Below are 24149 nucleotides of genomic sequence, written 5' to 3'. Positions count from 1 at the left end.
GAGACAATCGACTCGTCCATCGTGTCCCCTCCGGTACGGACCGAGGTGGTATAGGCAAGTCCGCGCAAGGAAAGCACCGCAACTTCGGTCGTGCCGCCGCCGATATCGACGACCATCGATCCGATCGGTTCGGTCACCGGCATGTTGGCGCCGATCGCCGCGGCCATCGGTTCCTCGATCAGATAGACCTGGCTCGCCCCGGCGTTGGAGGCAGCATCGCGGATCGCGCGGCGTTCGACCGAGGTCGATCCGCTCGGCACGCAAATCACGATTTGCGGAAAGCGCCAAGCGCGCATCTTGCCGCCGTGCACCTTGTGAATGAAATGCTTGATCATCTGCTCGGCGACATCGATGTCGGCGATGACCCCATCACGGAGCGGGCGGATCGCCTCGATCTGGTCGGGGGTCTTGCCCATCATCAATTTGGCGTCGTTGCCGACGGCCTTGACCCGCTTGACCCCATTAATTGTCTCGATCGCAACCACCGACGGTTCGTTGAGCACGATCCCGCGACCTCGAACATAGACCAAGGTATTGGCCGTTCCGAGGTCGATTGCCATGTCGTGCGACATCCATTTGAACCAGCGCGTCCAGAACATTCAAATCTCGCCCTTTTTCCGTGGGAAGTGCATTGCGCTATCGAACCGCAACGCATTCACCGCCGCTTAAACAATCGCCGATGAAAGACACATGAATTTACAGGGAAAATCAGCGCTTCGCGGGCCCCCATCGATTGGGCTAGGAGCAAGGCCATGTCAATAAGAAGGCTGCCGTCCGAACTGGTCAATCGAATCGCTGCGGGCGAGGTGGTCGAGCGCCCGGCGAGTGCGCTGAAGGAACTGGTTGAAAACGCGCTGGACGCTGGAGCAACGATGGTTGCGGTGCGGCTTGCCGCAGGCGGGTTGGAACTGATCGAGGTGACCGATGACGGATCGGGCATGAGCCCAGCCGACATACGCCTCGCGATCGAACGTCACGCGACCTCCAAATTGCCCAACGACCGGATCGAGGATGTCGCCAGTTTTGGCTTTCGCGGTGAAGCACTGCCATCGATTGCGAGCGTGGCGCGGCTGACGATCGAGAGCCGGGAAAGGGATGGCGGCGAAGGCTGGCGGCTCGAAATCGATCATGGCGCACCGGCGGGTGAGGGGCCGGCTTCGCTTCCGCCCGGGACGCGGGTGCGGGTCGAAGGGCTGTTCGACAAGGTGCCTGCACGGCGCAAGTTTCTGCGCTCCCCCCGCGCCGAATATGCCGCGAGCCTCGATTCGGTGCGTCGGCTGGCGATGGCGCGGGCGGATGTGGGCTTCACGCTCGATCATGACGGCCGGCGGATATTGTCGCTCCAGCCGAGCGACGGGCCGGGGCGGGTGGCGGCGTTGCTCAGCCACGACCTCGACCGGCATGGGCTGGGGATCGATTGTATTCGCGACGGCCTGCATCTGACCGGGGTGGTCAGCCTGCCGACCTTCAACCGCGGGATGGCCGACCAGCAATATCTGTTCGTCAATTCGCGCCCGGTGAAGGACCGGCTGCTGGTCGGAGCGTTGCGCGGCGCCTATCGCGATTTGCTGGCGCGCGATCGGCATCCGGTGGCGGCCTTATTCATCCAGGTGGCGGGCGACGAAGTCGACATCAACGTCCACCCGGCCAAGACCGAGGTGAGGTTCCGCGATCCCGCAGCAGTAAGGGGACTGATAATCGGCGGATTGCGCGCGGCGCTGGATGAGGCCGGTCATCGCAGTTCGGCGCGCGAGCAATTTGCGGCGACGGCCAACTGGACGAGCGAGTTCGATCGTCTTGCCCGCGAAAGCGAGCACCCTGCTACTTTTTTCACGCATCCCGAAAGCGGGGTCCCCGCGTTCGGGGGGGTGACAGATCATTCAGGCACGTTCGCGCTTCCTCAGGGACGTGCCGAAATGGCAGCGCCGATCAATCCGACGGAAGTGCATTACCCGCTTGGGATCGCCCGCGGGCAGGTTGCGGCGACCTATATTGTCGCCGAGGCTGAGGACGGGCTGGTGATCGTCGACCAGCATGCCGCGCACGAGCGACTGGTACTCGAACGGATGCGCAAGGCGAGCGCGGGCGGGGCAATTGCGCGCCAGGCTTTGCTGATCGCCGAGCCGGTTGAAATGGATGAGGTCGATTGCGACCGGCTTGAGGGCGCGGCGGGAGAGCTAGGCGAACTTGGGCTGGAGATTGAGCGGTTCGGACCGACAACGATGCTGGTGCGGGCGACGCCGGCGCCGCTCGGGAAGGCCGATGTGCCGGGGTTGCTGGCCGATCTGGCGGGCGAACTGGCCGAGCTGGGAACTGCACTCGCCTTGCGTGACCGGCTCGACCTGGTCGCGGCGACGATTGCCTGTCACGGATCGGTCCGCGCGGGGCGCATCCTGTCGGTGGCGGAAATGAATGCGCTGCTGCGCGAAATGGAAGTCACGCCGCACTCTGGCCAATGCAATCATGGCCGCCCGACGTGGGTCAAGCTGGCGCATGGCGACATCGAAAAATTGTTCGGGCGAAAGTAAGAGCTGCGTTTTGTTTTTGGCGGATTTCTGCTAAGCATGGGCTTGAGAGCGAGGGGACGTGCCATGAGCGAGCAGGATCGGATGTATTTCGCGAACCGCGCCGCCGAGGAAGAAAAACTCGCCAAGGAAGCGGCCGACCCCAACGCCGCCGAAGCGCATCGCAAGATGCAGCGCGCCTATGTCGAGCGGGCGAGCGTCGGTGAGCGGCCACATGTCGACAACGAGATCATCGGTTAATCTTCGAGTTTAAGGCGGGCAGCTTCGACCGCGAGGCCGCGTGCCTTGCGCCGGGCAGCCCTTAGCAATGGGTATCCGCTGGCTTCTTCATCGGACAAGGCCCGCGCGAACGAGCCGTCGCGGACCGTGGCGAGCAAGGCGCGCATGGCGGTACGGACATCGTCGCCGATCACCTGGGGTCCACCGATCAGCGCGCCGAGCTCGGCGGTGTTGCTGATCGCCTCGCGCATTCCGGCAATGCCGCGCGCTTCGATCAGTCCGGCGAGCAATTTCAGTTCGCCAACGCATTCCATGTAAGCGACTTCGGGCGAGATCCCGGCCTCGACCAGCGTGTCGAACCCGGCGATCAGCACTTCGGGCACCGCACCCCACACCACGGCACCCTCGTTGAACAAATCGGCTTCGCATTCTTCGGCAAAGCTCGAGGCGATCAGGCCAGCGCGGCCGCTGCCGATTGCCTGGCCGTAGGCGAGGGCGGTGGCGCGGGCGTTGCCGCTGCTATCCTGTGCGACCGCCCATAGTGACGTCATGCCGTCGCCGGCGACGTAGAGTGAGCGCAGCGCGGTGCCGGGGCCTTTGGGGGCGAGGAGGAAGACGTCGAGGTCGGAGCGGGGTTTGATGAATTTGAAGTGGATCGCGAGACCGTGACTGAACCCCAATGCTGCTCCGGGGCGGAGGTGGGGTTCGATCTGGCCGTAAACGCCGGCCATGGTCTCGTCGGGGATGAGAAGCATGACTAGCTCGGCGCTGGCGACCGCATCTCCGAGCGATGCCGTGGCGAGGCCAACTGCCTGAACTTCGGCGGCAGTGGTCGAGCCATCGCGAAGGCCGACGACAACGTCGATACCGCTGTCGTGGAGGTTGAGCGATTGCGCGCGGCCTTGGTTGCCATAGCCAATGATCGCGACGCGTTTGCCGATTAGTGGGGCGGGGTCGATGTCGGGGTCGAAAATCCGGTCCATCGGGCGTGACTAGCGTTCGGCACCGAGCAGCGCCAGCGCGTGGTTCGCACTGCGAGCATCATATGGCGCGAAGTGTCGCGGCCAGTCGGCGGGGGGCTGGTTGGCGAACCAGGTATATTGGCGCTTGGCGTAGCGGCGGGTCGATTGTTGCCCAAGCGTAACGATATTGACACTGCCACTGGCGATCTCGGCGACGCCAATGGCGCGCATGACGGGGAGATTGGGGTCGAGGCTGCGGGCGAGCAAGCGGCGGACTTCATCGACCGCGCCCTGGTCGATCATCGCGGCAAAACGCTGGTCGCAGCGCTGGTAGAGCCAGGGGCGCGGCGGGAGCAGGATCAGCGGCTTGAGGTCGATCGTATCGACGATCCCGCCTTCGCGCTGCTGTTGCCAGTGGGACAAGGGGTGACCGCTCGATCTGACGACTTCGAGCGCGCGGGCGATGCGCGTGGTGTCGGCGGGGTTCAGACGGGCGGCGGCCTCGGGGTCGAGGCGGACGAGCTCGGCGCGATTGTCCGCGACCGAGCGATTGCGGATCGTGTCGCGGATTGCGGGGTCGATCTTGGGCACTGGCGCGATCCCGTCGAGCAAGGTGCGGATGTACAGGCCGGTGCCGCCGACCAGAATTGGCAGGCGGCCCTCAGCGTGAACGCTGGCAATTTCGGCGCGCGCCAGGGCTGCCCAGCCGGCGGCCGAGCAGGGATCGGCGCCGTCACGGACACCGTAGAGGCGGTGGTCGACGCTTGCGCGCTCTTCTAGCGAAGGCGCGGCGGAGAGAATTGGCAGGTCGCGGTAGAGCTGCGCACTGTCGGCGTTGATGATGACGCCGTTCCGCAGCCTCGCGAGTTCCAGCGCGAGCGCACTCTTGCCGCTTGCGGTCGGACCGGCGATTAGGGCGAGCGGAGGAAACGACTTGATCATTGCGACGCTGATAGCAGCCGGACGGCTCGATGATAGGCTGCTCGCCGCGGCGATCGACCGCGTGCCGGGGTCGCGGCTGCATGGCTGGGTGGACGCGAGCGATGCGGCCGATCTGCTGGTCGCGGACGCGGCGGCGGCACGGGCGGCGCTCGAAGGCTGGGAAGGCTGTGACGTGATCGTCCAGTACTTGGCGGGTCGTGAGAAGAAGTTGCTCGCCGCCGACATGGATTCGACGATCATCGGGCAGGAATGTATCGATGAACTGGCGGATTATGCCGGGATCAAACAGAGGATCGCGGCGATCACCGAGCGCGCGATGAACGGCGAACTCGACTTCGCCGAGGCGCTGATCGAGCGCGTGGCGCTGCTCAAAGGGATTGATATCGCAGTCATCAAGCGCTGCCTCGATGAGCGGATCAGGCCCAACCCCGGGGCCGCGACGTTGGTGCGGACGATGCGAGCGCGGGGGGCGGGAACGTTGCTGGTGTCAGGGGGGTTTTTGGACTTTGTCGAGCCGGTCGCTGCGGCGGTTGGCTTCGAGCATCATGCGGCCAACCGACTTGGAAAAAAAGGCAATAAGTTGAACGGTTTACTGGTTGGAACGATCGTCGATGCCGAGGCCAAGAAGGCGGCGATGATGATCGAATGTGCTGATCGCGGGATCGACCCGGAGGATGTACTGGCAATCGGCGACGGGGCCAATGACATAGGGATGGTGCAGGCGGCGGGACAGGGGGTGGCCTATCGCGGCAAGCCGGCGTTGGTAGCGGTGGCCGATGCGCGGCTCGACCATCACGGGCTCGACGCGTTGCTGTGGGCGCAGGGCATCGCGCGCAGGGATTGGGTTATTTAGCGGCGACCGCGAAGCAGGGCTGGGGTTTGAGCCGGGCGCACGCCTGCGCGGCGACTGCGCTCGACGGATAAGGGCCGGCCTGGAGCCGGGTGATCGTGCCGACCGAGATATAATAGCTTTGTGCGCCGCCGAGCGAGGGCGCGAGCCGCGCGAACAACGCCTGCGCCGCACCACGATTGCCGAACGCGCCGAGCTGGATTCGCCAGCCGCCGGCTGACGTGAGGGCAGCGACCGATTTCGGCTTGGGGGCCGAAGGGGGAGCCACTTTGGCTGGAAGGACCTTGGCCACAGCGCTCCTGACCGGAGTGGCCCGGGTGGTGGCCGTCTTGACCGTCGCGGCTGCAAGCGCGAGCGCTACTCCCTTTTGCCGATCTTCGAGCGGCATCACCTTGTCCATGTCGGCGAGCGTGGCCTTGGCGGGGGCAAGCCCCTGCGCCGCCGCGCGGCTAACATAAGCATAGCCCAGCACCGGATCGCGCTTGAGGCCATCGCCGTTGAATAACGCAGTGCCGGTGACGAGCAAGGCGCGCGGTTCACCGCGTTCGGCAGCGCGTTTCAGCCAGTCGAGCGCATTGGCGCGATCCCCGATGTCGAACAACAACAGGCCCAGGCTGACCTGCGCATCGAGGTGGCCGGCCCGCGCCGCGCGTTCAAACCATTTCTTGGCTTCACCGCTGTCGGCAGCGACCCCGCGGCCAAGGCGATAGGCCTGGCCGAGATTGAAGGCGGCATCATTATCGCCTTGATTGGCAAGGCCGCGCCAGATCGCGACCGCCTTGGCTGGATTGCCCTGCTGCCACGCATCAATCCCCGAGCGGACCGTTTCGACCTGTGCTGCCATTGCCGAGCCGGGCAGGGCAATCGCCATCATCGCTGCAAGTATCGCCGCCCGCATTGTCATTCGCCTCACGCTCAATCCCGTTCTTCCAGCTTAGCCACGCCCGAGGCCCGGCAACAAGGTCGGGCCGACATTAACCAATAATTAGAGCCTTTCCTGCCAGTTGGGAGCCTGATCAGCGTCATATTTGGGCGAGGGGAATAGAATGCGCGTTCTGGCAATGGCATCGCAGAAGGGCGGATCGGGGAAGACGACCCTGTCCGGGCATCTGGCGGTGCAAGCGCAATTGGCGGGCGCTGGGCCCGTCTGCCTCATCGATATCGATCCGCAAGGTTCACTGGCCGATTGGTGGAACGAGCGCGAGGCCGACATGCCGGCCTTTGCCCAGACCACCGTCGCTCGTCTTGCGTCGGATCTCGAGGTGCTTCGTCAGCAAGGGTTTCGCCTGGCCGTGATCGATACGCCGCCGGCCATCACCATGGCGATCCAATCGGTCATCGCAGTGGCCGAACTGATCGTCATCCCGACTCGCCCGAGTCCGCACGATCTGCGCGCCGTCGGCGCCACGGTCGATCTGTGCGACCGCGCCGGCAAGCCGTTGCTGTTCGTCGTCAACGGCGCGACTCCGAAAGCCAAGATCACTTATGAAGCCGCCGTTGCGCTGTCGCAGCATGGCACCGTCGCCCCGGTCACGCTTCATCACCGCACCGATTTCGCAGCGTCGATGATCGATGGCCGCACGGTAATGGAAGTCGACCCCAATGGGCGTTCCGCGCGCGAAGTTGTCGAATTGTGGGATTATATCTCCGACCGGCTGGAAAAGAATTTCCGCCGCACCGTATTCGCAGCCCCCGGCCAAGCGCCAGCTGCCAGTCCCCGTCCCGTTGGTGGTTTCGGCCGCCGCGTGGCGGGCCAGTAAGGAGTGCCCAGCATGGGCGAGCCCAAAGCCTTCGCATCTTTGTCGTCCGGCCTGCTTGCCCGCAAGGGTGGCGCGCGCCCGGCGATGCGTCCGCAAGGTTTCGGCGGCCAACATGGCGCTGGGCTTGAGGATCTTGGCTGGAACGACATGGGGTTCGAACCGCCCAAGCCGGCGATTCTGCCCGACACCGATTCGGAGCATGACGGTTTTGGCGAGGACATCGCCCCGCAGCCAATTCGCAACCCACTTTCCGCGCTGACCCCAATCGGGTCGCCGGTCCACGATCAGCATGCCGAGCTGGCCGACGCCTTCAACGCCGTCGAGGCCGAAGGCGACGAGGATTATGACGAAACCGCCGAAGTATTCGAAGGCGAAATGCCTGCATTCCCGGTCGGGGTGGATTCGGCCGACGTGGTCTCGATGCCGGCGCGCAAGGCGATGGCGATCGAGCCGGTCGCCGCCGATTTTGCGCCGGTGTTCGAGCAACCCGCAGTGGCCGCGCCGCGCCGATCGACCAGGCCGCGTGCGCTGCCCGGATCGAAGGCCAAGGCGGCGTTCACGCTTCGCCTCGACAAGGATCGTCACCTGAAACTGCGCCTGGCCTGCGCCGTCACCGGCCGGTCGGCTCAGCAACTGGTCACCGATGCACTCGATGCACTGCTGTCCGACATGCCCGAACTCGATGGCATGGCGAGCCATGCGCCGGGCAAGAAAAACGCTAGCAATTAAGCGAAGGGAATTTGTGATGGGTAAGTCGCTGCGTCTTGGAACTGCACTGACCGCCGTCGGGATGATCGGTACCCTCACTGGTTGTGCCACCACCAACGCTCATATCGCCAGCCGCTCGTCGATTTTCGGCGACAAGATCGACAAGTCGAACATCGGCATTGCGACGCGCGCCCAGGCGGCGCTCGATGCGGGCGACTTTGCGACGGCGGTGTCGCTCGCCGAGCGCGCGGTTGGCAACACGCCCAATGATGCCGGCTTCCGCGCCTTGCTCGGCGGGGCGTATTTCGGGGCTGGACGCTTTGCCTCGGCCGAAAGCGCCTATCGCGATTCGCTGAGCCTGATGGGCAATCAGCCACAGGTTGTGCTGAAGCTCGCGCTGGTAACCATCGCGCAGGGCAAGAATGATGAGGCAATGGCGGTGCTCGAAGCATCGCGCGGCATGCTCGACCCGGCCGATTACGGACTGGCGCTGGCGCTTGCGGGTCAACCGCAGGCTGCGGTTGCGGCGCTCGACGCCGCAGCGCGCGAGACCGGGGCCGATTCGAGGGTTCGTCAGAATTTGGCGTTGGCCCATGCGCTGTCGGGCAATTGGGAACAGGCCAAATTGGTCGCGGCGCAGGATATTCCGGCTGACCAGGTCGATGCGCGAGTCCAGCAGTGGATGACCTTTGCCAAGCCGGCCAAGGCATCGGACCAGGTGGCGTCGCTGACTGGGATCAATCCGGCGGCGAGCGATCCGGGCCAGCCGGTGCGCCTGGCATTGGTCCAGCCCAAGAGCGATGTGCGGATGGCGGAAGCCGAGCCGGTCGCTGTTGTGCCGGTTGTCGCCGAGCCCGCACTGCCGATGATCGAGGAAGTTGCAGTTGCGCCGGAGCCGGTTGCAGCGGCCGATATTGTGCCGGTCGCCGAAGTTGCGATCACACCGATCGAGGTTGCGGCTTCGCCGGTTGTTGCGGTCGAGCAGGTTCGGGCAATGGTTGCGGCGGTTGCAGCGCCCAAGGCAAAGCGCGTTGCTTCAAAGAATATTGCCAAGCCGGGGCTTTCGCCGCGCGCCGCAAGCTTTAACGACAGCCGCCTGCCGGTGCGCCGCGCCTCATTCGCGATTGCGTCGGGGAGCAGCAAATCTGTGGTTCAGCTGGGGGCTTATGCGTCTCAGGCCAATGTGGCGGCGGCGTGGAACAAGGTGGCCGCGAAATATCCTTCGCTGCGTGGGTACAAGCCGGGGACGGCGCGGTTCGATGGGCCGCGTGGCACGGTCTATCGCCTGTCGGTCAGCGGCTTTGCCTCGCAGGGCCATGCGCAGAACCTGTGCTCGGCCCTCAAGACCAGGGGCGGGGCATGCTTCGTGCGCTCCGTCGCCGGGGAACGCCCGGTGCGGATGGCGTCGCTCTAAGTAATCAGGCGTTCGGCGGTCAGGAGGTCGAGACAGGCCATCCTGACCGCGACCCCCATCTCCACCTGAAGAATGATCAATGACCGCTCGGGATGGTCGGCGAGCGCGGTGTCGATCTCGACGCCGCGATTGATCGGGCCGGGGTGCATCACTACCGAATCCGGCGCGGCCTTGGCCATGCGCGCGGCGGTCAGCCCGTAGCGCGCGAGATATTCGCCCGGCGCGTCGCCAAATTCCTCGTCGAGCCGCTCGCGCTGGATCCGCAGCATCATTACCACGTCTGCGCCGTCAACCGCCGCGTCGATCGAGCCATTTCCGGCGAAGTCGGCGGGGAGCAATTCGGGCGGGCCGGCGAGGCGGACCTCGGCACCCAGGCGAGCGAGGAGCTTCACGTTCGAGCGGGCAACTCGGCTGTGTTTCAAATCGCCGCAGATCGCGATATTCAATCCTTCGATGCGACCGAAATGGCGGCGGATGGTGGCGGCGTCGAGCAACGCCTGGGTCGGATGCTCGCCCGACCCATCGCCGGCGTTTATTACCGGGCAGTCCATGATGGCGGCAATGCTGGCCGGGGCGCCGCTGGTGCCGTGGCGGATGATCAAGGCGTCGGGGCGCATTGCGTTCAAGGTGCGCGCGGTGTCGGCGAGGGTTTCGCCTTTCTTGATCGAGCTCATTTCGACCTGCATCGTCACCGCCTGCGCACCGAGGCGGTTGGCGGCGATTTCGAAGCTCAGCAGCGTGCGGGTCGAATTTTCGAAGAAGGCGTTGACGATCGTGAGGCCGTCGAGCTTGTCCGAATGGCGGCGGGGCTGACGGTTGAAGGTGAACCAGCGGTCGCCCTCATCGAGAATGGTCGCGATGTGCGCGTCGCTGAGGCCGTCGATCGAAAGCAGGTCCATGAGCGCTGCTGCTAGCCAAGCTCGGGCAGATTGACCAGTGCGTCGATCGCGCCCTGCAGGATATGCGCGGCGGCGTGGGCGTCGATCAGGGTGGCGCGCTTGGCACGGCTCATGTCGGCCTCGATCATCACCCGCTCGACCGCGACCGTCGACCAGCGTTCGTCCCACATCAGCAATGGGCGGGCGAGGGGCAGGAGGTTGCGGGCAAAGGCGCGGACCGACTGGGTGCGCGGCGAGTCGCTGCCATCCATGTTGAGCGGCAGGCCGACGACGAGGCCGATGATGGCGTGGCGCTCGATCAGGGCGGCGAGCGTTGCGAGGTCGGCGGTGAATTTGGTTCGGCGCAGCGTCTCGGCGGCGGTGGCGTAGCTCCAGCCATTGTCGCAGGTGGCGAGGCCGATGGTTTTGGTACCGACATCGAGACCGAGCAGGCGGCCGCCGTTGGCGGGGAGCGCGGCGCGGAAGTCGGCGGCGGTGAACGCGATCATTTAAAGGCGGCGAGCCGGCGCGCGGCATCGGCGCGGATCGATCCCCAGAACAAAGCATAATCGAACGGATGGTAATTATTGCCGGGCAGAACGAACCCGCCGACGCTCGGCAAGTCGCCCGCGACGAGCAGAAGGCCGTTGGAGCAGCGTGCGCTGACCTGGCCCGCGTAGGAGGTGGCGGTGGCGAAATTGGCCGAGGGCTGGAGCGTGCCGAGGTTGGCGGAGGCTGGGGCCGAGCCGCCGCTGGTGCCGGTCAGCGGATTGACGCAGACCATGTCCGCGCGCTGGCGGACGATGCCGTTGGCGCTTTTGGTGCCGACCCACGAATCCATCACCAGGGCGGGGTTGGCGGGCTCGGAGAAGCTTTGCCATGACAGGATGCAGCCGATTTCGTCGGGGGTGGCGCAGGCGGTGCGGCTCATCGCGGGGAGGTCGGCGGTGGCGGACAATGGCCAGCCGACGACATAGGCGGCGACGAGGCGACCCTTGAGCGCATCGCGGCGGTCGGCGAGGAGGCGCGACAGATGCAGCGCACCCTGGCTGTGGCCGGCGAGGATGACAGGCTTGCTTGCCGGTTGGGCAGCGAGGAAGACGTCGAACGCGGCAAGGACGTCGCGATAAGCGAGGTCGAGCGCCTTGGTCGCGTCATCGCTCTTGAGCAGGAAGGCGCCGAACGCCGCCTGCCGGTAGCGCGGCGCCCAGATGGTCGAGACCGCGTTAAACGCGCTCGCCTGGCTCTGGACAAACAGGTGAATGCGCGACTCATTCTGGCCGGTCGGCACGAGCGGGGCGTTCCAGCGGTCGTTCTGGAGATAGGTTGTGGGGTGGATGAAGAAGGTCGCGGCAGGCTTGTCGCCGGCAATGGGGGCCATGCCGTCGGGCATCCACACCGAGTCCGAGGGGGCCGTGCCGGGGCGGTCGACCCAGTTTTCGAGTTTAGCATAATCCGGGCCGTCGGCGGCCTTGGGTGCGACAAAATGGCCCTTGGGCGTGGCCTGCTTGATCAGGATCGACCCGCCGAATTGATAGACGGCAAAGCCGATCGCGACCGCGATGACGGTGAGGAGGAATATACAACCAAGGAAGCGTCGAGCGAGCATGGGCCGCGCCCTAGCCGCGCATCATCCAAGCGGCAACTGTGCTTGAAGGCGCGGGGAGGGGCTGATAGGCGCGCCCTTCAAGTCGCTGGTCGACATGAAGGAACGAACAACGTGTCAGTCAATGAAGCCCAAGTGCGCCACGTCGCCAAGCTCGCCCGGCTCGCGCTGAGCGATGCCGAGATCGACAAGATGGTGCCCGAGCTCAACAATATCCTGGGCTGGGTTGAGCAGCTCGGTGAAGTCGACACCGACGGGATCGAGCCGCTGACCGCAGTGATCGATATCCCGACGCGGTTGCGCGACGACGTGGTCGATGATGGCGATGTCCGCGACAAGGTGTTGCTTAATGCGCCCGACGCCCAGCACGGGTTTTTCGCGGTGCCGAAGGTGATCGAATAGTGTCCGAGCTTACATCAAAGACTATTGCCCAGCTTCGCGACGGCTTTCGTGGCGGGGATTTTTCGGCGCGGGAAATTGCCGGGGCGTTTAACGCGGCAGTCGAGGCCGGGCGGGCATTGAATGCTTGGACCGTGGAGACTCCCGAGCTTGCGCTTGCAGCGGCCGATGTTGCGGACGCGGCGCGGGGTTCTGACGCTGTTCAGCCATTGTCTGGTATCCCATTGGGGATCAAGGATTTGTTCTGCACTGAGGGGGTCGCATCGACCACCGGGTCGAACATCCTGCGCGGGTTCAAGCCACCTTATGAATCGACCGTATCGGGCAAGTTGAAGGCGGCGGGCGCGGGGATGTTGGGCAAGCTCAACATGGACGAATTCGCGATGGGATCGTCCAACGAGACTAGCGCCTACGGGCCGGTAATCAGCCCCTGGAAGCGCAATGACGGGGGCAATGTCGCGCTGACCCCGGGCGGGAGCTCGGGCGGATCGGCGGCGGCGGTCGCGGCAGGGATGGCGCCGGGTGTCACTGGCACGGACACCGGCGGCTCGATCCGCCAGCCCGCGGCGTTTGTCGGCATCTCGGGTATCAAGCCGACTTACGGTCGCTGCTCGCGGTGGGGGATCGTGGCGTTTGCCTCGTCGCTCGACCAGGCCGGGCCGATGGCCAAGGATGTGCGCGATTGCGCGATATTGCTTGAAAATATGGCGGGCTTCGATGTCAAGGACGCAACCAGCCTTAACCTGCCGGTACCGCAGTGGGAATCGGGGTTATCAAGCAATCTCAAAGGTAAGCGCGTCGGGATTCCCAAGGAATATCGCATCGACGGCGTGCCCGAGGAGATTAACACGCTATGGGACCAGGGGATCGCCTGGCTGAAGGATGCGGGGGCCGAGATCGTCGAGATCAGCCTGCCGCACACCAAATATGCGCTGCCAACCTATTACATCATCGCCCCGGCCGAAGCCTCGTCCAACCTCGCGCGTTATGACGGGGTGCGTTACGGCCTGCGCGAGATGGGGGTGAAGAGCCTCGACGACATGTACGCCGCGACCCGCGACACCGGCTTTGGCGCGGAGGTTAAACGGCGGATTATGATCGGCACCTATGTGCTGTCGGCGGGCTATTATGATGCGTATTTCACCAAGGCGCAGAAGGTGCGGACGCTGATCAAGCGCGACTTCGCGCAGGCGTTCGAGGCGTGCGACCTGATCCTGACCCCGACCGCGCCGAGCGCGGCGTTCGGGCTGGGCGAGAAAATCAGCGACCCGCTGGCGATGTATCTCAACGACGTGTTCGCGGTCCCGGCGAGTTTGGCGGGGCTACCGGCGATGAGCGTTCCGGGTGGGCTCGACGCGCAGGGCTTGCCGCTCGGGCTGCACCTGATCGGGCGCGAATGCGATGAGCAAAGCGTGCTTAATGCTGGGTTGGCAATCGAGGAGCGCGCCGGATTTACGGCGCGGGCGGAGAAGTGGTGGTGAGCGACTATCGAATTCACGGCGAGACCGGCGAATGGGAGGTCGTGGTCGGCCTTGAGGTCCACGCGCAGGTGACGTCCAACGCCAAATTATTCTCCGGCGCCTCGACCACCTTTGGCGCGGAGCCCAACACGCAGGTGAGCCTGGTCGATGCGGCGTTGCCGGGGATGTTGCCGGTGCCAAACCGCGAATGCATTCGACAGGCGGTGCGCACCGGGATGGCGATCGGGGCCCAGATCAATGCCTGGTCGCGCTTCGACCGGAAGAATTATTTCTACGCCGATCTGCCGCAGGGCTATCAGATTTCGCAGCTGTATCACCCGATCGTGGGGGAGGGGTCGATCACGGTCCTGACCGACGAGAAGGACGAGAGCAGCGCGAAGACGATCGGCGTCGAGCGCATCCATGTCGAGCAGGACGCGGGCAAGTTGATGCACGACCAGCATCCGACCATGTCCTACGTCGATCTCAACCGCTCGGGCGTGGCGCTGATGGAGATTGTGTCGAAGCCCGACATGCGTTCGCCCGGCGAAGCAGGGGCCTATGTGCGGAAGCTGCGGGCGATCCTGCGCTATGTCGGGTCGTGCGACGGCAATATGGAAGAAGGATCGATGCGCGCCGACGTCAATGTCAGCGTGCGCAAGCCGGGCGGCGAACTGGGAACGCGGACCGAGACCAAGAACGTCAATAGCGTGCGCTTCGTGATGGCGGTGATCGAGAGCGAGGCGAAGCGGCAGGTCGAAGTGCTCGAGAGCGGCGGTGCGATCGCGCAGGAGACGCGGCTGTACGACCCCGACAAGAATGTGACGCGGACATTGCGGTCGAAGGAAGATGCGCATGATTATCGCTATTTCCCCGACCCCGATCTGCTGCCGCTGGAACTGGACGAGGCGTTCCTGACAGAGTGCCGCGAGAGCTTGCCCGAACTGCCCGATGCCAAGCGCAAGCGGTTCGAGGGGCTTGGGATCACGCCCTACAACGCCAGCGTGCTAACCGCGGAAGTCGAGACCGCGCATTGGTTCGATGCGTTGCTCGATGCCGGTGCGCCGGCGGTTCAGGGCGCTAACTGGATGACCTCCGAACTGTTCGGTGCGCTCAACAAGCGCGGCGAGACGCTCGCGACGACCGGCATTTCGCCGGCCGAAGCGGCGGAATTGCTGACCTTGGTGGCCGACGGGACGATCAGCGGCAGCCTGTCGAAGCAGGTGTTCGAGATCATGCTCGAAACCGGCGACGCCCCAAGCAGGATCGTCGAAGAGCGCGGCCTCAAGCAGACCAGCGACACCGGCGAAATCGACGCGCGGATCGACGAAATCCTCGCCGCCAATGCCGACAAGGTTTTGCAATATAAGGATGGCAAAGAGGCATTGTTCGGCTTCTTCGTCGGCCAGACGATGAAGGCGATGGCGGGCAAGGCCAACCCCGGCGTAGTCAACGAACGGCTGCGGGCGAAATTGGCGGGCTGAGGAGTTTGAGAATGCGTTTGTTGCCTGTCCTGCTGATCGCTGCCGCCTCGACGGCGACGGCGCAACCCGCGCCGACCCCAGCGCCGAAACTCACCGTGGTCATTTCGGTCGACCAGTTTTCGTCCGACCTGTTCGACCAATATGCGCCGGTGCTGCAGGGTGGGTTTGCGCGGCTCAGGCAGGGGACGGTTTATCCGCGCGCCTATCAGGGGCATGCCGCGAGCGAAACCTGCCCGGGTCATTCCACCATCCTGACCGGGGTCCATCCGGCGCGCAGCGGGATCATCGCCAATGTCTGGTACGATCTGTCGCAAACACGGTCCGACAAAGCCGTCTATTGCGCCGAGGACGAGCGCGTCGCGGGAACGTCGTCGAGCGCGTACGCCGTGTCGCCGATGCACCTCAAGGTGCCGACACTGGGTGAATATATGAAGCGCCAGTGGCCAACGAGCCGGACCATCGCGGTGGCGGGCAAGGATCGCGCGGCGGTGATGATGAGCGGGCAGCAGCCCGACCAGCGCTGGTATTGGAACGGCAAGACCTTTGCGACCGACCTCAAGGGGGCGGCGATCCCGCAATCTTTGACCTCGGCGCGAACGGCGGTCGCCAATCTGGTGGCGCAGCCGCAAGCACCGCTCGAACCACCGGCCCTGTGCTCGTCCAAGGCGCAGGACGTGGCGGTTGCTGGCGGTGGGCAGCCGGTCGGGGCAGGGCGTTTTGCGCGGGCGGCGGGCGACTTGACCTTGTTCCGCGCGTCACCCGCCTTCGACGGCGCGACAATGGCGCTTGCCGCCGGGCTGGTGCGCGAGATGAAGCTGGGAAAGGGGGCCGCACCCGACCTGCTAACGCTGGGACTTAGCGCGACCGATTATGTTGGCCATCGCTATGGAAGTGGCGGGCAGGAAATGTGCCTGCAATTGCTCTCGCTGGACCGCGACCTCGGCGATTTCCTGGCGTTCCTCGACCGTGAGGTGGGCGATTATTCGGTCGTGCTGACCGCCGATCATGGCGGCAAGGACATCCCCGAGCGCGAACGAGCCGCCGGCGTGGCGGGCGCGGCGCGGGTCGATCCGTCGATTTCGGCGTCGAACGTCGGCAAGGCACTGGCGACAAAGTTCGGGCTGCCCGGGTCGGTGCTCTACGGATCGAATTTCGGGGACATCTATGTCGATCGCGCCGCCGCGATGGGCCAGCGCGCCCGCGTGCTCGCAGCAGCGGTCGCAATCTATCGCGCGCACCCGCAGGTCGCAGCGGTATTTACCCACGACCTGCTGGATCGGACCGCGATGCCGACTAGTGCGCCCGATAAATGGAGCTTGATCGAGCGCGCGCGGGCATCGTTCGACGCGAGCCGGTCGGGCGATTTCGTGGTGTTGCTCAAGAAGGACATCACCCCGATCGCGGATACCAAGGGCGGTTATGTCGCGACCCACGGCAGCGTGTGGGATTATGACCGGCGCGTGCCGATCATCTTCTGGCGTTCTGGCTATGGCGCGAAAAGCATCGACCAGCCGGTCGAGACGGTCGATATCCTGCCGACCATTGCCGCGTCGATGGGGCTCGCGCTTCCAGCGGGCGCGGTTGACGGCAAGTGTTTGGCCGACGCGCCGGGGGCCGTCTGCCCCGCCCGCTGAGATTTAGCGAGCGACCGGATCGGGCGGCGGGGGCGGTTCGACTTCCCCAGGGATCGGCTCGGGCGGAGGCTCGGGCGGTGCGCTTGCCATCAGGCAACCGGCGAGATTGGCGTGGTCGGGGCTTCGGTCCCGGGCGACGCGGGTGAGGGAACGTCGATCGGCGGTTCCATCGGCGGAGTTTCGGCGGGCGCTTGGCTCGGCTGCGGATCGGGTGTTTCGGGGGGTGGATTGTCCTGCATCATCGCGTTTCTCCTTTTGCAATCAAACGCCTCGACGCACGAATGAGTTGCTTAAGCGTCCGACTGGCTTGCCCCGGCTGCGATCCTTGCTATAGGCCGCGCACCTTAATGGCGTCCGCGCGGGCGTGGCGGAATTGGTAGACGCGCTGGTTTTAGGTACCAGTATCGCAAGATGTGGGGGTTCGAGTCCCTTCGCCCGCACCACCTTCGCCACCATGCGGACCAGATAATTTTTTCTACGGGCCAGATAATTTTTCTACGGGAATGCGCAACATCATGAAGACCGTCGAGACGGAAAATTCGGGCCTCAAGCGGGCCTATACGCTGACCATCGCCGCCAAGGATATCGATGCTCGGCTCGACCAGGAAATCAAGCGCATCGCGCCGACGATCAAGATGCCCGGTTTCCGCCCCGGCAAGGTTCCGGCCAATCTCATTCGCAAGATGCACGGCGATGCACTCCACCAGGAAGCATTGTCGAGCGCGGTCCAGCAAGGCGTGCAGGGCCTGCTCAGCGACAAGAAATTGCGTCCGGCGATGCAGCCCGAGGTCCAACTCGACGAAGGCTATACCCCCGGCAAGGATGCCGAGATCAAGGTTCGTCTCGAGACGCTTCCGGATGTGCCCAAGCCCAAGATCGACAAGCTCCAGCTCGAGCGGTTGACGGTCGAGGCCGACGACAAGGTGGTCGACACCCAATTGAAGACGCTCGCGGCGTCGCAAAAGGCGTGGAAGACTGCGCCCAAGGGCCACAAGGCCGCGATGGGCGATCTGGTCGTGATCGACTTCGCCGGCAAGGTGAAGGGTGTGGCGTTCGACGGCGGGACGGGCGAAGGCATGTCGGTCGAATTGGGCTCGGGGTCGCTGATCCCGGGGTTCGAAGAAGGGCTGGTCGGGGTCAAGGTCGGCGACGAGAAGGACGTAGATGTCAAATTTCCGGCCGATTACCAGGCCGAGAATCTGAAGGGCAAGGCCGCGGTCTTCTCGATCAAGGCGACCGAGGTGAAGACCGCCGCCGAGACCAAGCTCGACGATGAATTCGCCAAGACGCTGGGGCTCACGGGTATCGATCAGCTCAAGGGATTGATCCGCGAACAGGTACAGCAGGAATTGAACGGGCTGACCCGCACCCACATGAAGCGGCGCTTGCTCGACCAGCTTGCCGCCGACCATGATTTCGACGTTCCGCCGTCGATGGTCGAGGCCGAGTTCACCAACATCATGGAACAGCTCAAGCATGAAGCGAGCCATGACGAGGATCCGGCCGCGTCGCTCAAGGAAATCGAGAGCGAAGCCGATGATTATCGGGGCATCGCCGAGCGCCGCGTGCGCCTCGGGCTGTTGCTGAGCGAAATCGGGTCGGCCAATGGGGTCGAGGTAAGTCAGGCTGAAATGAACCGCCTGATAGGCCAGGCCGCATCGCAATATCCACCCGCAGATCGCGATCGCTTCATCCAATATGTGCAAGCGGAGCCGATGGCGGCCGCCCAGCTGCGCGCGCCACTGTATGAGGACAAGGTGGTCGATTTCCTGTTCGCCAAGGCCGAGGTCACCGAGCGAGCGTCGACCCGCGCGGAACTTGAAGCCGATCTCGAGAGCGAAGACGGCCATGTTCACGGGCCGGGCTGTGGTCACGACCATGTGAAGCCGGCCAAGGGCAAGAAGGCGGCGGCCAAGCCTGCCGCCAAGGCTGACGCGAAAAAGACTGAGCCGAAGACGGCTGCGGCACCGGTAAAGGTTGAGGCGAAGGTTTCGGCTAAGGCTTCGGCCAAAGCTCCGGCCAAGCCTGCTGTTGCGGCGAAAAAGCCGGCGGCCAAGCCTGCTACGGCAAAGAAGCCCGCAGCAAAGAAAAAGGGCTAAGGCCCAGACGCATGGAGGTCGGTGACAAGCTCGAACGAGTGTGCGCCGACCTCAATGCTGCCATCGAGCAGGCCCGAAGCGAGGGCTATCGGCTCGACGTCATCTATCCCGCCGACGATCCGCATGAGGCGATCTTGAGCGGGCCCGGCGGAACGCTCCGCCTGACCACCAACCCTGGCGCGCCGCGACCGAGCGACCACTTACCGCCGTTCCAGCCCGAGTACGTATTGACCCGCGCTTCCGGCGACGGCGGGGCAGGGCGCGCGGGAATGCTGTATCGCGACCTCATCCCGTCGCGGCTCGGCGGGCGCTATATCGCCTCGCACATCCGCGTCCCCGGCGGCGGGCCGGTCGCCGACTGGGTCCATTACCATCGCATCGGCTTCCAGATGATCGCGGTCCGATCGGGCTGGGTGCGCGTGGTATACGAAGGCCAGGGCGAGCCGTTCGTGATGCGCGTTGGCGACGTTGTGCTTCAGCCGCCTGGCATCCGCCATCGCGTGCTCGACAGCGGCGACGATCTGGAAGTGGTCGAGATAGGCGCACCGGCGCTGCACGAGACATTCGCCGATCATGAGCTGGTGCTTCCGACCGGGCTCTATGAGCCGCTGCGCGACTTCGGCGGCCAGCAGTTTCTCCGCCACATCGCCGCCGAAACGCCGTGGACGGCGCTTGGCGGGGGCGAGGCTCAGCAAACTGCAATGCGCGCTGCGACTGGCGGGCTGGCCGATGTGCGGATCCTTCGCGGCAATGTCGATCTTCCGGGCCATGGTGGCGAGCTGGTGTTCGGCTTCGTCCTGTCGGGATCGGCGTTGCTCAAACATGGCGATCTCACGCCGATCGGCCCCGCCGACGCCTTCGTGATTCCGCCGAACGAGGCGTGGTCGATCGCCGAGGCGCTGGGCGATTTTCGATTGCTCCAAGTTACTACCGCCAAGCTTGCAACATTCGCCTAGCCACCACGCGTCAATCGCCCTTATAGCCAAGGGCATCAGCCAAGGGGGATCAATGGCCGCCGAACATCAGTTGCGCATTGCTGTCCTGCTGCCTTGTTACAATGAGGAAGCGGCGATCGTTCGCACGGTCGAGGGCTTCCGCGCGGCATTGCCCGACGCGGCGATCTACGTTTACGACAATAATAGCAGCGACCGGACGGTTGAGCTGGCGCGCGGGGCGGGGGCCGATGTCCGCAATGAGCGGATGCAGGGCAAGGGCAATGTCGTGCGCCGGATGTTCGCCGACGTCGACGCCGATGTGTACATCATGGCCGACGGTGATTTGACCTATGACCCCGCAGCCGCACCGGCGATGGTCAAGTTGCTGCTCGACGGCCGGCTCGACATGGTGGTGGGGACCAGGCTGCACGAGGCCAAGGATGCCTATCGCGGTGGGCATGTGATCGGCAATCGCGTGTTTACCGGCCTGCTGTCGAAATTGTTCGGGCGCAGTTTCTCGGACATTTTCTCCGGCTATCGGGTGTTTTCAAGGCGGTTTGTGAAAAGCTTTCCGGTATTGTCCGAGGGGTTCGAGATCGAGACCGAGATCTCGGTCCATGCGCTGGAATTGCGGATGCCGGTGGGGGAGGTTGAAACCGCTTATGGCGCGCGGCCCGAGGGGTCGGAGTCCAAATTGTCGACCTTCCGCGACGGGTGGCGAATTCTCAAGACGATCGGGACCTTGTACCGGATCGAACGGCCGGTGCTATTCTATGGACTGATCGGCGCCCTGTTCCTGCTGGTCGCGATCATCCTCGCGATTCCGCTGGTGCTGACGTACCTCGACACCGGGCTGGTGCCGCGTTTCCCGACCGCGATTCTGGTCACCGGTATGACGATCATCGCGGTGCTGTGCGTGTTCGCCGGGCTGATCCTTGATACGGTGACTCGCGGCCGCCGCGAGATGCGGCGCCTGGCCTATCTCTCGCAGCCTGCAACAAGCGCCTGAAAAGACACTGCGTTTCGTCGCAGTGGTGCAATAATGTCGCAACAATGACTTGTTTGCCGCGCCCGCTTCCCAAACAAAGCCAGTTTGATACTCTGTGGTTGTTGCGATTTAAATTAATTAAACAGTCGCTTAACAGGGGGTATTCATGTCGAACAGCAGGCTTCTTTTCCGCGCGGGCGTCTCGCTCGGTGCATTGCTGATCTCGGGCGGCGCACTCGCGCAGAGCTCGCTTCCCCCGGCTGACGCGGCACAGGCCCCGGCAACGGCGGCAGAGCCCGCAGCAGAGCAAGACGCCATCATCATCACCGGATCGCGCATTCGCCGCGACCCGCTCAGCCAGGATTCGCCAGTCACGTTCGTCGACAAGGCGGACATCGACAAGACCGGGCTCAACTCGATCAACGAAGTCCTGCAACGCTTGCCGAGCGCGGGCGGCGGATTGAACGGCAAGTTCAACAATAGCGGCAACTTCGGCAATCCGCCCGACGGTGGCGGGGTTGGCGCGGGCGCGGCGGAGATCGACCTGCGCTACCTCGGCTCGAAGCGCACCCTGGTGCTGGTCGACGGTCTTCGCTTCGTCAACGCGGCCTCGGCCTCGGGCGTGCCGGGATCGGTCGATCTCAACGCCATTCCCGAAAGCATGATCGAGCGAGTCGAAGTGCTGCAGGACGGCGCATCGGCCATTTACGGCTCCGACGCGATCGCCGGCGTGGTCAACATTATCACCAAGTCCCGCCAGAAGGGGCTGATCGGAACGGTCCAGTTGGGCGGCTATGATGCCGGCGACGGTTTCTCCCAGAATTACCAGCTGAGCTGGGGCAATGGCGGCGACGGCCCGACCAAGATCGTCATCGGCGGCAATTTCGTGAAGCAGGACCCGATCAGCTCGGGCGACCGCAACATCTCGTTGTTCCCCGCGCCTTATTCCAACACGTGCCTCGACGGCGGGTGCAGCTCGGGAACGCCGCTCGGCCGGTTCATCGTGCTCGGCAACGATCTTACCCTGCGCGGTCCGGTGATCGGGCGGCCAGTGGTCTACAACCCGCTTGTCCCCAATGATCCGGCCAGCGATTTCAAGGATTTCACCACCGCCGATCGGTTCAACTTTGCGCCGTTCAACTTCATCCTCACGCCGCTCGAGCGATACGGCGGGTTCGTCACCGTCAAGCAGGAGCTGGGCGAGACGATGAACCTGTCGGGCAAGATCATCGTCAATCGTCGCAATTCGAAGAACCAAGCGGCACCGCTGCCGTTGTTCGTCGGCCCCGACGCGGGCAATGGCAATCTGCTCGACACGATCGTCATCGACGTGACCAATCCGTTCAACCCGTTCGGCCAGACGCTTGGGCCAGGCACCTATAATTTCATCGGTCGCCGGATCATCGAAGGCGGACCGCGCCGGTATAACCAGAAGGTCGATACGGCTTATGGGACGGTCACTCTGGACGGCAAGTTCAAGGTTAGCGACCGCGACTGGTATTGGGACATCAACGGCATCGCCGGTCGCAACAAGGCCAAGCAGACGGTGCTCGGCAATATCAACGCCGCGAACCTGCAACGCGCCTTAGGACCGGTCGCCAGCTGCACCGCGCCGTGCGTGCCGTTCAATATCTTCGGCGGCGTCGGGTCGATCACCGACGCGATGCTCGACTATGTCAGCTTCACCCAGCGCGACAGCAGCGAGCAGAAATTGTGGGGCGTCAGTGCCAATCTGTCGGGCAGCTTGTTCGACCTACCCGGCGGGCCGTTCGCCTTTGCGGTCGGTGTCGAACATCGCGACCTGAAGGGCCGGTTCGACCCGGATACGACCGTCGCGGCCGGGCTTGGATCCGACATTCCTGCGCTTCCGACCAAGGGCGGATATAATACGGACGAAGCGTATATCGAGCTGGTTGCGCCCTTGTTCACCGACCGTCCGTTCTTCAAATTGCTCGAATTCAACGCGGCGGCGCGATTCTCGGATTATTCGGCATCGGGATCGACCACGACGTTCAAGGCCGGGGTCAATTGGAAGCCGGTTGCCGACCTGCGCTTGCGCGGGTCATGGTCGGAGGGGTTCCGCGCCCCGACGATCGGCGAATTGTTCGGCACGCCATCGCGCTTCGACCAGGAAATCGTCGATCCTTGCTCGGGATCGCCGACCGGCCAGATCGCAACCAATTGCGCCGCGCAGGGGGTGCCGCCTGGCTACACCCAGAATAATCCGCAAATCTCGGTCATCACCGGCGGCAACGAGAATTTGAAGCCGGAGACGTCGAAGGGCTGGAACCTGGGCGCGGTCTATAGCCCGGCCTTCATCCCGCGCTTCTCGATCGAGGCCAATTATTACAACATCAAGATCAAGGGCGCGATCCAGGCGATCAACGCCAACACCACGTTGCAGCAATGCGTCGTCAACAACGATGCCAATGCCTGCGCGTTGGTGACCCGCACGTCGTCGGGCCAGATTGCCAACATCCAGGGCCTGCTCAACAATATCGCCGCGATCGAAACCGAGGGACTCGACCTCAACCTGACTTATCGCACCGACACGATGTCGTGGGGGCGGCTTGGCTTCACGCTCAACAACACGTTCCTGTTCAATTACGACGTGATTGTCCCGACTGCGACTGGCACGCAATTGATCAGCCGCGAAGGGACCGAGCAAGGTAGCCCCGACCAGGCGTTTCCCAAGCATAAGGCGATTGCGATCCTCGATTGGGACTTGACCAATTTCGGCGCGTCGGTGACCGGGCGCTATATCAAGAGCGTGCGCGAAACCGAAGCCGACAACAAGCTCAACAGCCGCTTCTACACCGATGTCCAGATTCGCTTCACTTCGCCCGACTTCGCCAAGAATTTCGGCTTTGCACTGGGCGTGAACAATCTGTTCGACAAGGATCCCCCGGGCTGCATCAGCTGCGGCCTCAACAATTTCGACCCGGGGACGTATGATGTTCCGGGCCGCTATCTCTATGCCCGAGCAACCGTAAAAATGTAGCTTGGGTTGCCATTTGATACGCGAAGGGCGGTCCTTGTCGGGCCGCCCTTTTCGCATCGGCCGGGCTTGGGCTTGTATCTCGCCCGAAAGCTGCCGATGTAGGATGCAGCCCAACAAAGGACCGACTTTTCCCATGGATCATCAGGATATCGTTTCCCAGCTCGTTCCGATCGTCATCGAGCAATCCAATCGCGGCGAACGCAGCTTTGACATTTACTCGCGGCTGCTGCGCGACCGGATCATCTTCGTTACCGGCGCCGTGGAAGATCATATGGCGGCGATTAT

The 24149-nt window shown here is 64.0% G+C and carries 23 protein-coding genes and 1 tRNA gene; 16 read left to right on the top strand and 8 right to left on the bottom strand.

Going from position 1 to position 24149, the window contains the following annotated elements; genetic code table 11:
* A partial coding sequence (gene mreB / locus RMN73_RS08600; RefSeq protein ID WP_309602910.1) for a rod shape-determining protein MreB occupies positions 1-599 on the bottom strand: 599 nt, incomplete at its 3' end.
* 153 nt (positions 600-752) lie between these two features.
* On the opposite strand from mreB, the gene mutL reads away from it, so the two are divergent.
* A complete protein-coding gene (mutL, locus tag RMN73_RS08595) occupies positions 753-2528 on the top strand; it encodes a DNA mismatch repair endonuclease MutL (protein WP_309602909.1) in 1776 nt (591 codons plus the stop codon).
* A 63-nt stretch (positions 2529-2591) separates the two neighbouring features.
* Positions 2592-2765, top strand: a complete 174-nt coding sequence (locus RMN73_RS08590) for a hypothetical protein (protein ID WP_309602908.1) — start codon at positions 2592-2594, stop codon at positions 2763-2765.
* Here the strand turns inward: RMN73_RS08590 and ilvC are convergent.
* A complete protein-coding gene (ilvC, locus tag RMN73_RS08585; protein ID WP_309602907.1) occupies positions 2762-3727 on the bottom strand; it encodes a ketol-acid reductoisomerase in 966 nt (321 codons plus the stop codon). The two genes, RMN73_RS08590 and ilvC, sit on opposite strands and share 4 nt — an antisense overlap.
* A 9-nt stretch (positions 3728-3736) precedes the next feature.
* Positions 3737-4648: a tRNA (adenosine(37)-N6)-dimethylallyltransferase MiaA gene (miaA, locus tag RMN73_RS08580; RefSeq protein ID WP_309602906.1), complete on the bottom strand. Its 912-nt coding sequence runs from the start codon at positions 4646-4648 to the stop codon at positions 3737-3739.
* On the opposite strand from miaA, the gene serB reads away from it, so the two are divergent.
* On the top strand, positions 4641-5501 hold the full coding sequence (gene serB, locus RMN73_RS08575; RefSeq protein ID WP_309602905.1) for a phosphoserine phosphatase SerB: 861 nt from the start codon (positions 4641-4643) through the stop codon (positions 5499-5501). The two genes, miaA and serB, sit on opposite strands and share 8 nt — an antisense overlap.
* Here serB and RMN73_RS08570 read toward each other — a convergent pair.
* Positions 5494-6396: an SPOR domain-containing protein gene (locus RMN73_RS08570; RefSeq protein WP_309602904.1), complete on the bottom strand. Its 903-nt coding sequence runs from the start codon at positions 6394-6396 to the stop codon at positions 5494-5496. The genes serB and RMN73_RS08570 overlap by 8 nt on opposite strands.
* Positions 6397-6544: 148 nt before the next feature.
* Here RMN73_RS08570 and RMN73_RS08565 point away from each other — a divergent pair, with 148 nt between their 5' ends.
* The 3 genes from RMN73_RS08565 to RMN73_RS08555 are packed head-to-tail and all read left to right on the top strand — an operon-like array spanning position 6545 to position 9380.
* Positions 6545-7258: a ParA family protein gene (locus tag RMN73_RS08565; RefSeq protein WP_309602903.1), complete on the top strand. Its 714-nt coding sequence runs from the start codon at positions 6545-6547 to the stop codon at positions 7256-7258.
* A 12-nt stretch (positions 7259-7270) separates the two neighbouring features.
* Complete coding sequence (locus RMN73_RS08560; protein WP_309602902.1) at positions 7271-7987, top strand: hypothetical protein; 717 nt, start codon at positions 7271-7273, stop codon at positions 7985-7987.
* A 16-nt stretch (positions 7988-8003) separates the two neighbouring features.
* On the top strand, positions 8004-9380 hold the full coding sequence (locus RMN73_RS08555; protein ID WP_309602901.1) for a tetratricopeptide repeat protein: 1377 nt from the start codon (positions 8004-8006) through the stop codon (positions 9378-9380).
* Here RMN73_RS08555 and RMN73_RS08550 read toward each other — a convergent pair.
* Genes RMN73_RS08550 through RMN73_RS08540 form a run of 3 tightly spaced genes read right to left on the bottom strand, consistent with a single transcriptional unit; the run spans position 9377 to position 11867 of the window.
* Entirely contained in the window at positions 9377-10279 is a 903-nt protein-coding gene (locus tag RMN73_RS08550) for an aspartate carbamoyltransferase catalytic subunit (protein WP_309602900.1), read from the bottom strand. The two genes, RMN73_RS08555 and RMN73_RS08550, sit on opposite strands and share 4 nt — an antisense overlap.
* An 11-nt stretch (positions 10280-10290) precedes the next feature.
* Positions 10291-10767 carry a Holliday junction resolvase RuvX gene (gene ruvX, locus RMN73_RS08545; protein ID WP_309602899.1) on the bottom strand — a complete coding sequence of 159 codons (477 nt, stop codon included), beginning with the start codon at positions 10765-10767 and terminating at the stop codon, positions 10291-10293.
* Positions 10764-11867 carry a DUF3089 domain-containing protein gene (locus RMN73_RS08540; RefSeq protein WP_309602898.1) on the bottom strand — a complete coding sequence of 368 codons (1104 nt, stop codon included), beginning with the start codon at positions 11865-11867 and terminating at the stop codon, positions 10764-10766. The genes ruvX and RMN73_RS08540 overlap by 4 nt, the downstream gene beginning before the upstream one ends.
* A gap of 111 nt (positions 11868-11978) precedes the next feature.
* On the opposite strand from RMN73_RS08540, the gene gatC reads away from it, so the two are divergent.
* The 4 genes from gatC to RMN73_RS08520 are packed head-to-tail and all read left to right on the top strand — an operon-like array spanning position 11979 to position 16841.
* A complete protein-coding gene (gene gatC / locus RMN73_RS08535) occupies positions 11979-12266 on the top strand; it encodes an Asp-tRNA(Asn)/Glu-tRNA(Gln) amidotransferase subunit GatC (RefSeq protein ID WP_309602897.1) in 288 nt (95 codons plus the stop codon).
* The gene (gene gatA, locus RMN73_RS08530) at positions 12266-13744 is read left to right on the top strand and encodes an Asp-tRNA(Asn)/Glu-tRNA(Gln) amidotransferase subunit GatA (RefSeq protein WP_309602896.1); all 1479 of its coding nucleotides are present in this window, start codon (positions 12266-12268) and stop codon (positions 13742-13744) included. The genes gatC and gatA overlap by 1 nt, the downstream gene beginning before the upstream one ends.
* Positions 13741-15207 carry an Asp-tRNA(Asn)/Glu-tRNA(Gln) amidotransferase subunit GatB gene (gene gatB, locus RMN73_RS08525; protein ID WP_309602895.1) on the top strand — a complete coding sequence of 489 codons (1467 nt, stop codon included), beginning with the start codon at positions 13741-13743 and terminating at the stop codon, positions 15205-15207. Before gatA ends, gatB begins: the two co-directional genes overlap by 4 nt.
* An 11-nt stretch (positions 15208-15218) precedes the next feature.
* Positions 15219-16841 carry an alkaline phosphatase family protein gene (locus RMN73_RS08520; protein WP_309602894.1) on the top strand — a complete coding sequence of 541 codons (1623 nt, stop codon included), beginning with the start codon at positions 15219-15221 and terminating at the stop codon, positions 16839-16841.
* Positions 16842-16930: 89 nt separating this feature from the next.
* Here the strand turns inward: RMN73_RS08520 and RMN73_RS08515 are convergent, their stop codons facing one another.
* Complete coding sequence (locus RMN73_RS08515; protein WP_309602893.1) at positions 16931-17083, bottom strand: hypothetical protein; 153 nt, start codon at positions 17081-17083, stop codon at positions 16931-16933.
* A gap of 116 nt (positions 17084-17199) precedes the next feature.
* Here RMN73_RS08515 and RMN73_RS08510 point away from each other — a divergent pair.
* The 6 genes from RMN73_RS08510 to RMN73_RS08485 all read left to right on the top strand — a co-directional run.
* Positions 17200-17284, top strand: a tRNA-Leu gene (locus RMN73_RS08510).
* A gap of 72 nt (positions 17285-17356) precedes the next feature.
* On the top strand, positions 17357-18940 hold the full coding sequence (gene tig / locus RMN73_RS08505) for a trigger factor (RefSeq protein WP_309602892.1): 1584 nt from the start codon (positions 17357-17359) through the stop codon (positions 18938-18940).
* An 11-nt stretch (positions 18941-18951) separates the two neighbouring features.
* Positions 18952-19896, top strand: a complete 945-nt coding sequence (locus RMN73_RS08500; RefSeq protein WP_309602891.1) for a hypothetical protein — start codon at positions 18952-18954, stop codon at positions 19894-19896.
* A 52-nt stretch (positions 19897-19948) separates the two neighbouring features.
* On the top strand, positions 19949-20884 hold the full coding sequence (locus RMN73_RS08495; RefSeq protein ID WP_309602890.1) for a glycosyltransferase: 936 nt from the start codon (positions 19949-19951) through the stop codon (positions 20882-20884).
* Positions 20885-21029: 145 nt separating this feature from the next.
* The gene (locus RMN73_RS08490) at positions 21030-23864 is read left to right on the top strand and encodes a TonB-dependent receptor (protein WP_309602889.1); all 2835 of its coding nucleotides are present in this window, start codon (positions 21030-21032) and stop codon (positions 23862-23864) included.
* A gap of 133 nt (positions 23865-23997) precedes the next feature.
* Positions 23998-24149: ATP-dependent Clp protease proteolytic subunit (locus RMN73_RS08485; protein ID WP_309602911.1), on the top strand; the 152-nt coding region annotated here is incomplete at its 3' end.

Source organism: Sphingomonas sp. (assembly GCF_031372575.1).
In the GTDB taxonomy this organism is placed as follows: Bacteria; Pseudomonadota; Alphaproteobacteria; order Sphingomonadales; family Sphingomonadaceae; genus Sphingomicrobium.
The sequence above is the reverse complement of the archived record's forward strand: the minus strand, read 5'-3'. Positions and strand labels throughout refer to the sequence as shown.

Bases quoted from the DNA above. Each gene is read 5' to 3' on its own strand.
- mutL (WP_309602909.1), top strand. From the start codon at position 753: ATGTCAATAAGAAGGCTGCCGTCCGAACTGGTCAATCGAATCGCTGCG.
- RMN73_RS08590 (WP_309602908.1), top strand. From the start codon at position 2,592: ATGAGCGAGCAGGATCGGATGTATTTCGCGAACCGCGCCGCCGAGGAA.
- ilvC (WP_309602907.1), bottom strand. From the start codon at position 3,727: ATGGACCGGATTTTCGACCCCGACATCGACCCCGCCCCACTAATCGGC.
- miaA (WP_309602906.1), bottom strand. From the start codon at position 4,648: ATGATCAAGTCGTTTCCTCCGCTCGCCCTAATCGCCGGTCCGACCGCA.
- RMN73_RS08570 (WP_309602904.1), bottom strand. From the start codon at position 6,396: ATGCGGGCGGCGATACTTGCAGCGATGATGGCGATTGCCCTGCCCGGC.
- RMN73_RS08565 (WP_309602903.1), top strand. From the start codon at position 6,545: ATGCGCGTTCTGGCAATGGCATCGCAGAAGGGCGGATCGGGGAAGACG.
- RMN73_RS08560 (WP_309602902.1), top strand. From the start codon at position 7,271: ATGGGCGAGCCCAAAGCCTTCGCATCTTTGTCGTCCGGCCTGCTTGCC.
- RMN73_RS08555 (WP_309602901.1), top strand. From the start codon at position 8,004: ATGGGTAAGTCGCTGCGTCTTGGAACTGCACTGACCGCCGTCGGGATG.
- RMN73_RS08550 (WP_309602900.1), bottom strand. From the start codon at position 10,279: ATGGACCTGCTTTCGATCGACGGCCTCAGCGACGCGCACATCGCGACC.
- ruvX (WP_309602899.1), bottom strand. From the start codon at position 10,767: ATGATCGCGTTCACCGCCGCCGACTTCCGCGCCGCGCTCCCCGCCAAC.
- RMN73_RS08540 (WP_309602898.1), bottom strand. From the start codon at position 11,867: ATGCTCGCTCGACGCTTCCTTGGTTGTATATTCCTCCTCACCGTCATC.
- RMN73_RS08520 (WP_309602894.1), top strand. From the start codon at position 15,219: ATGCGTTTGTTGCCTGTCCTGCTGATCGCTGCCGCCTCGACGGCGACG.
- RMN73_RS08515 (WP_309602893.1), bottom strand. From the start codon at position 17,083: ATGATGCAGGACAATCCACCCCCCGAAACACCCGATCCGCAGCCGAGC.
- tig (WP_309602892.1), top strand. From the start codon at position 17,357: ATGAAGACCGTCGAGACGGAAAATTCGGGCCTCAAGCGGGCCTATACG.
- RMN73_RS08500 (WP_309602891.1), top strand. From the start codon at position 18,952: ATGGAGGTCGGTGACAAGCTCGAACGAGTGTGCGCCGACCTCAATGCT.
- RMN73_RS08495 (WP_309602890.1), top strand. From the start codon at position 19,949: ATGGCCGCCGAACATCAGTTGCGCATTGCTGTCCTGCTGCCTTGTTAC.
- RMN73_RS08490 (WP_309602889.1), top strand. From the start codon at position 21,030: ATGTCGAACAGCAGGCTTCTTTTCCGCGCGGGCGTCTCGCTCGGTGCA.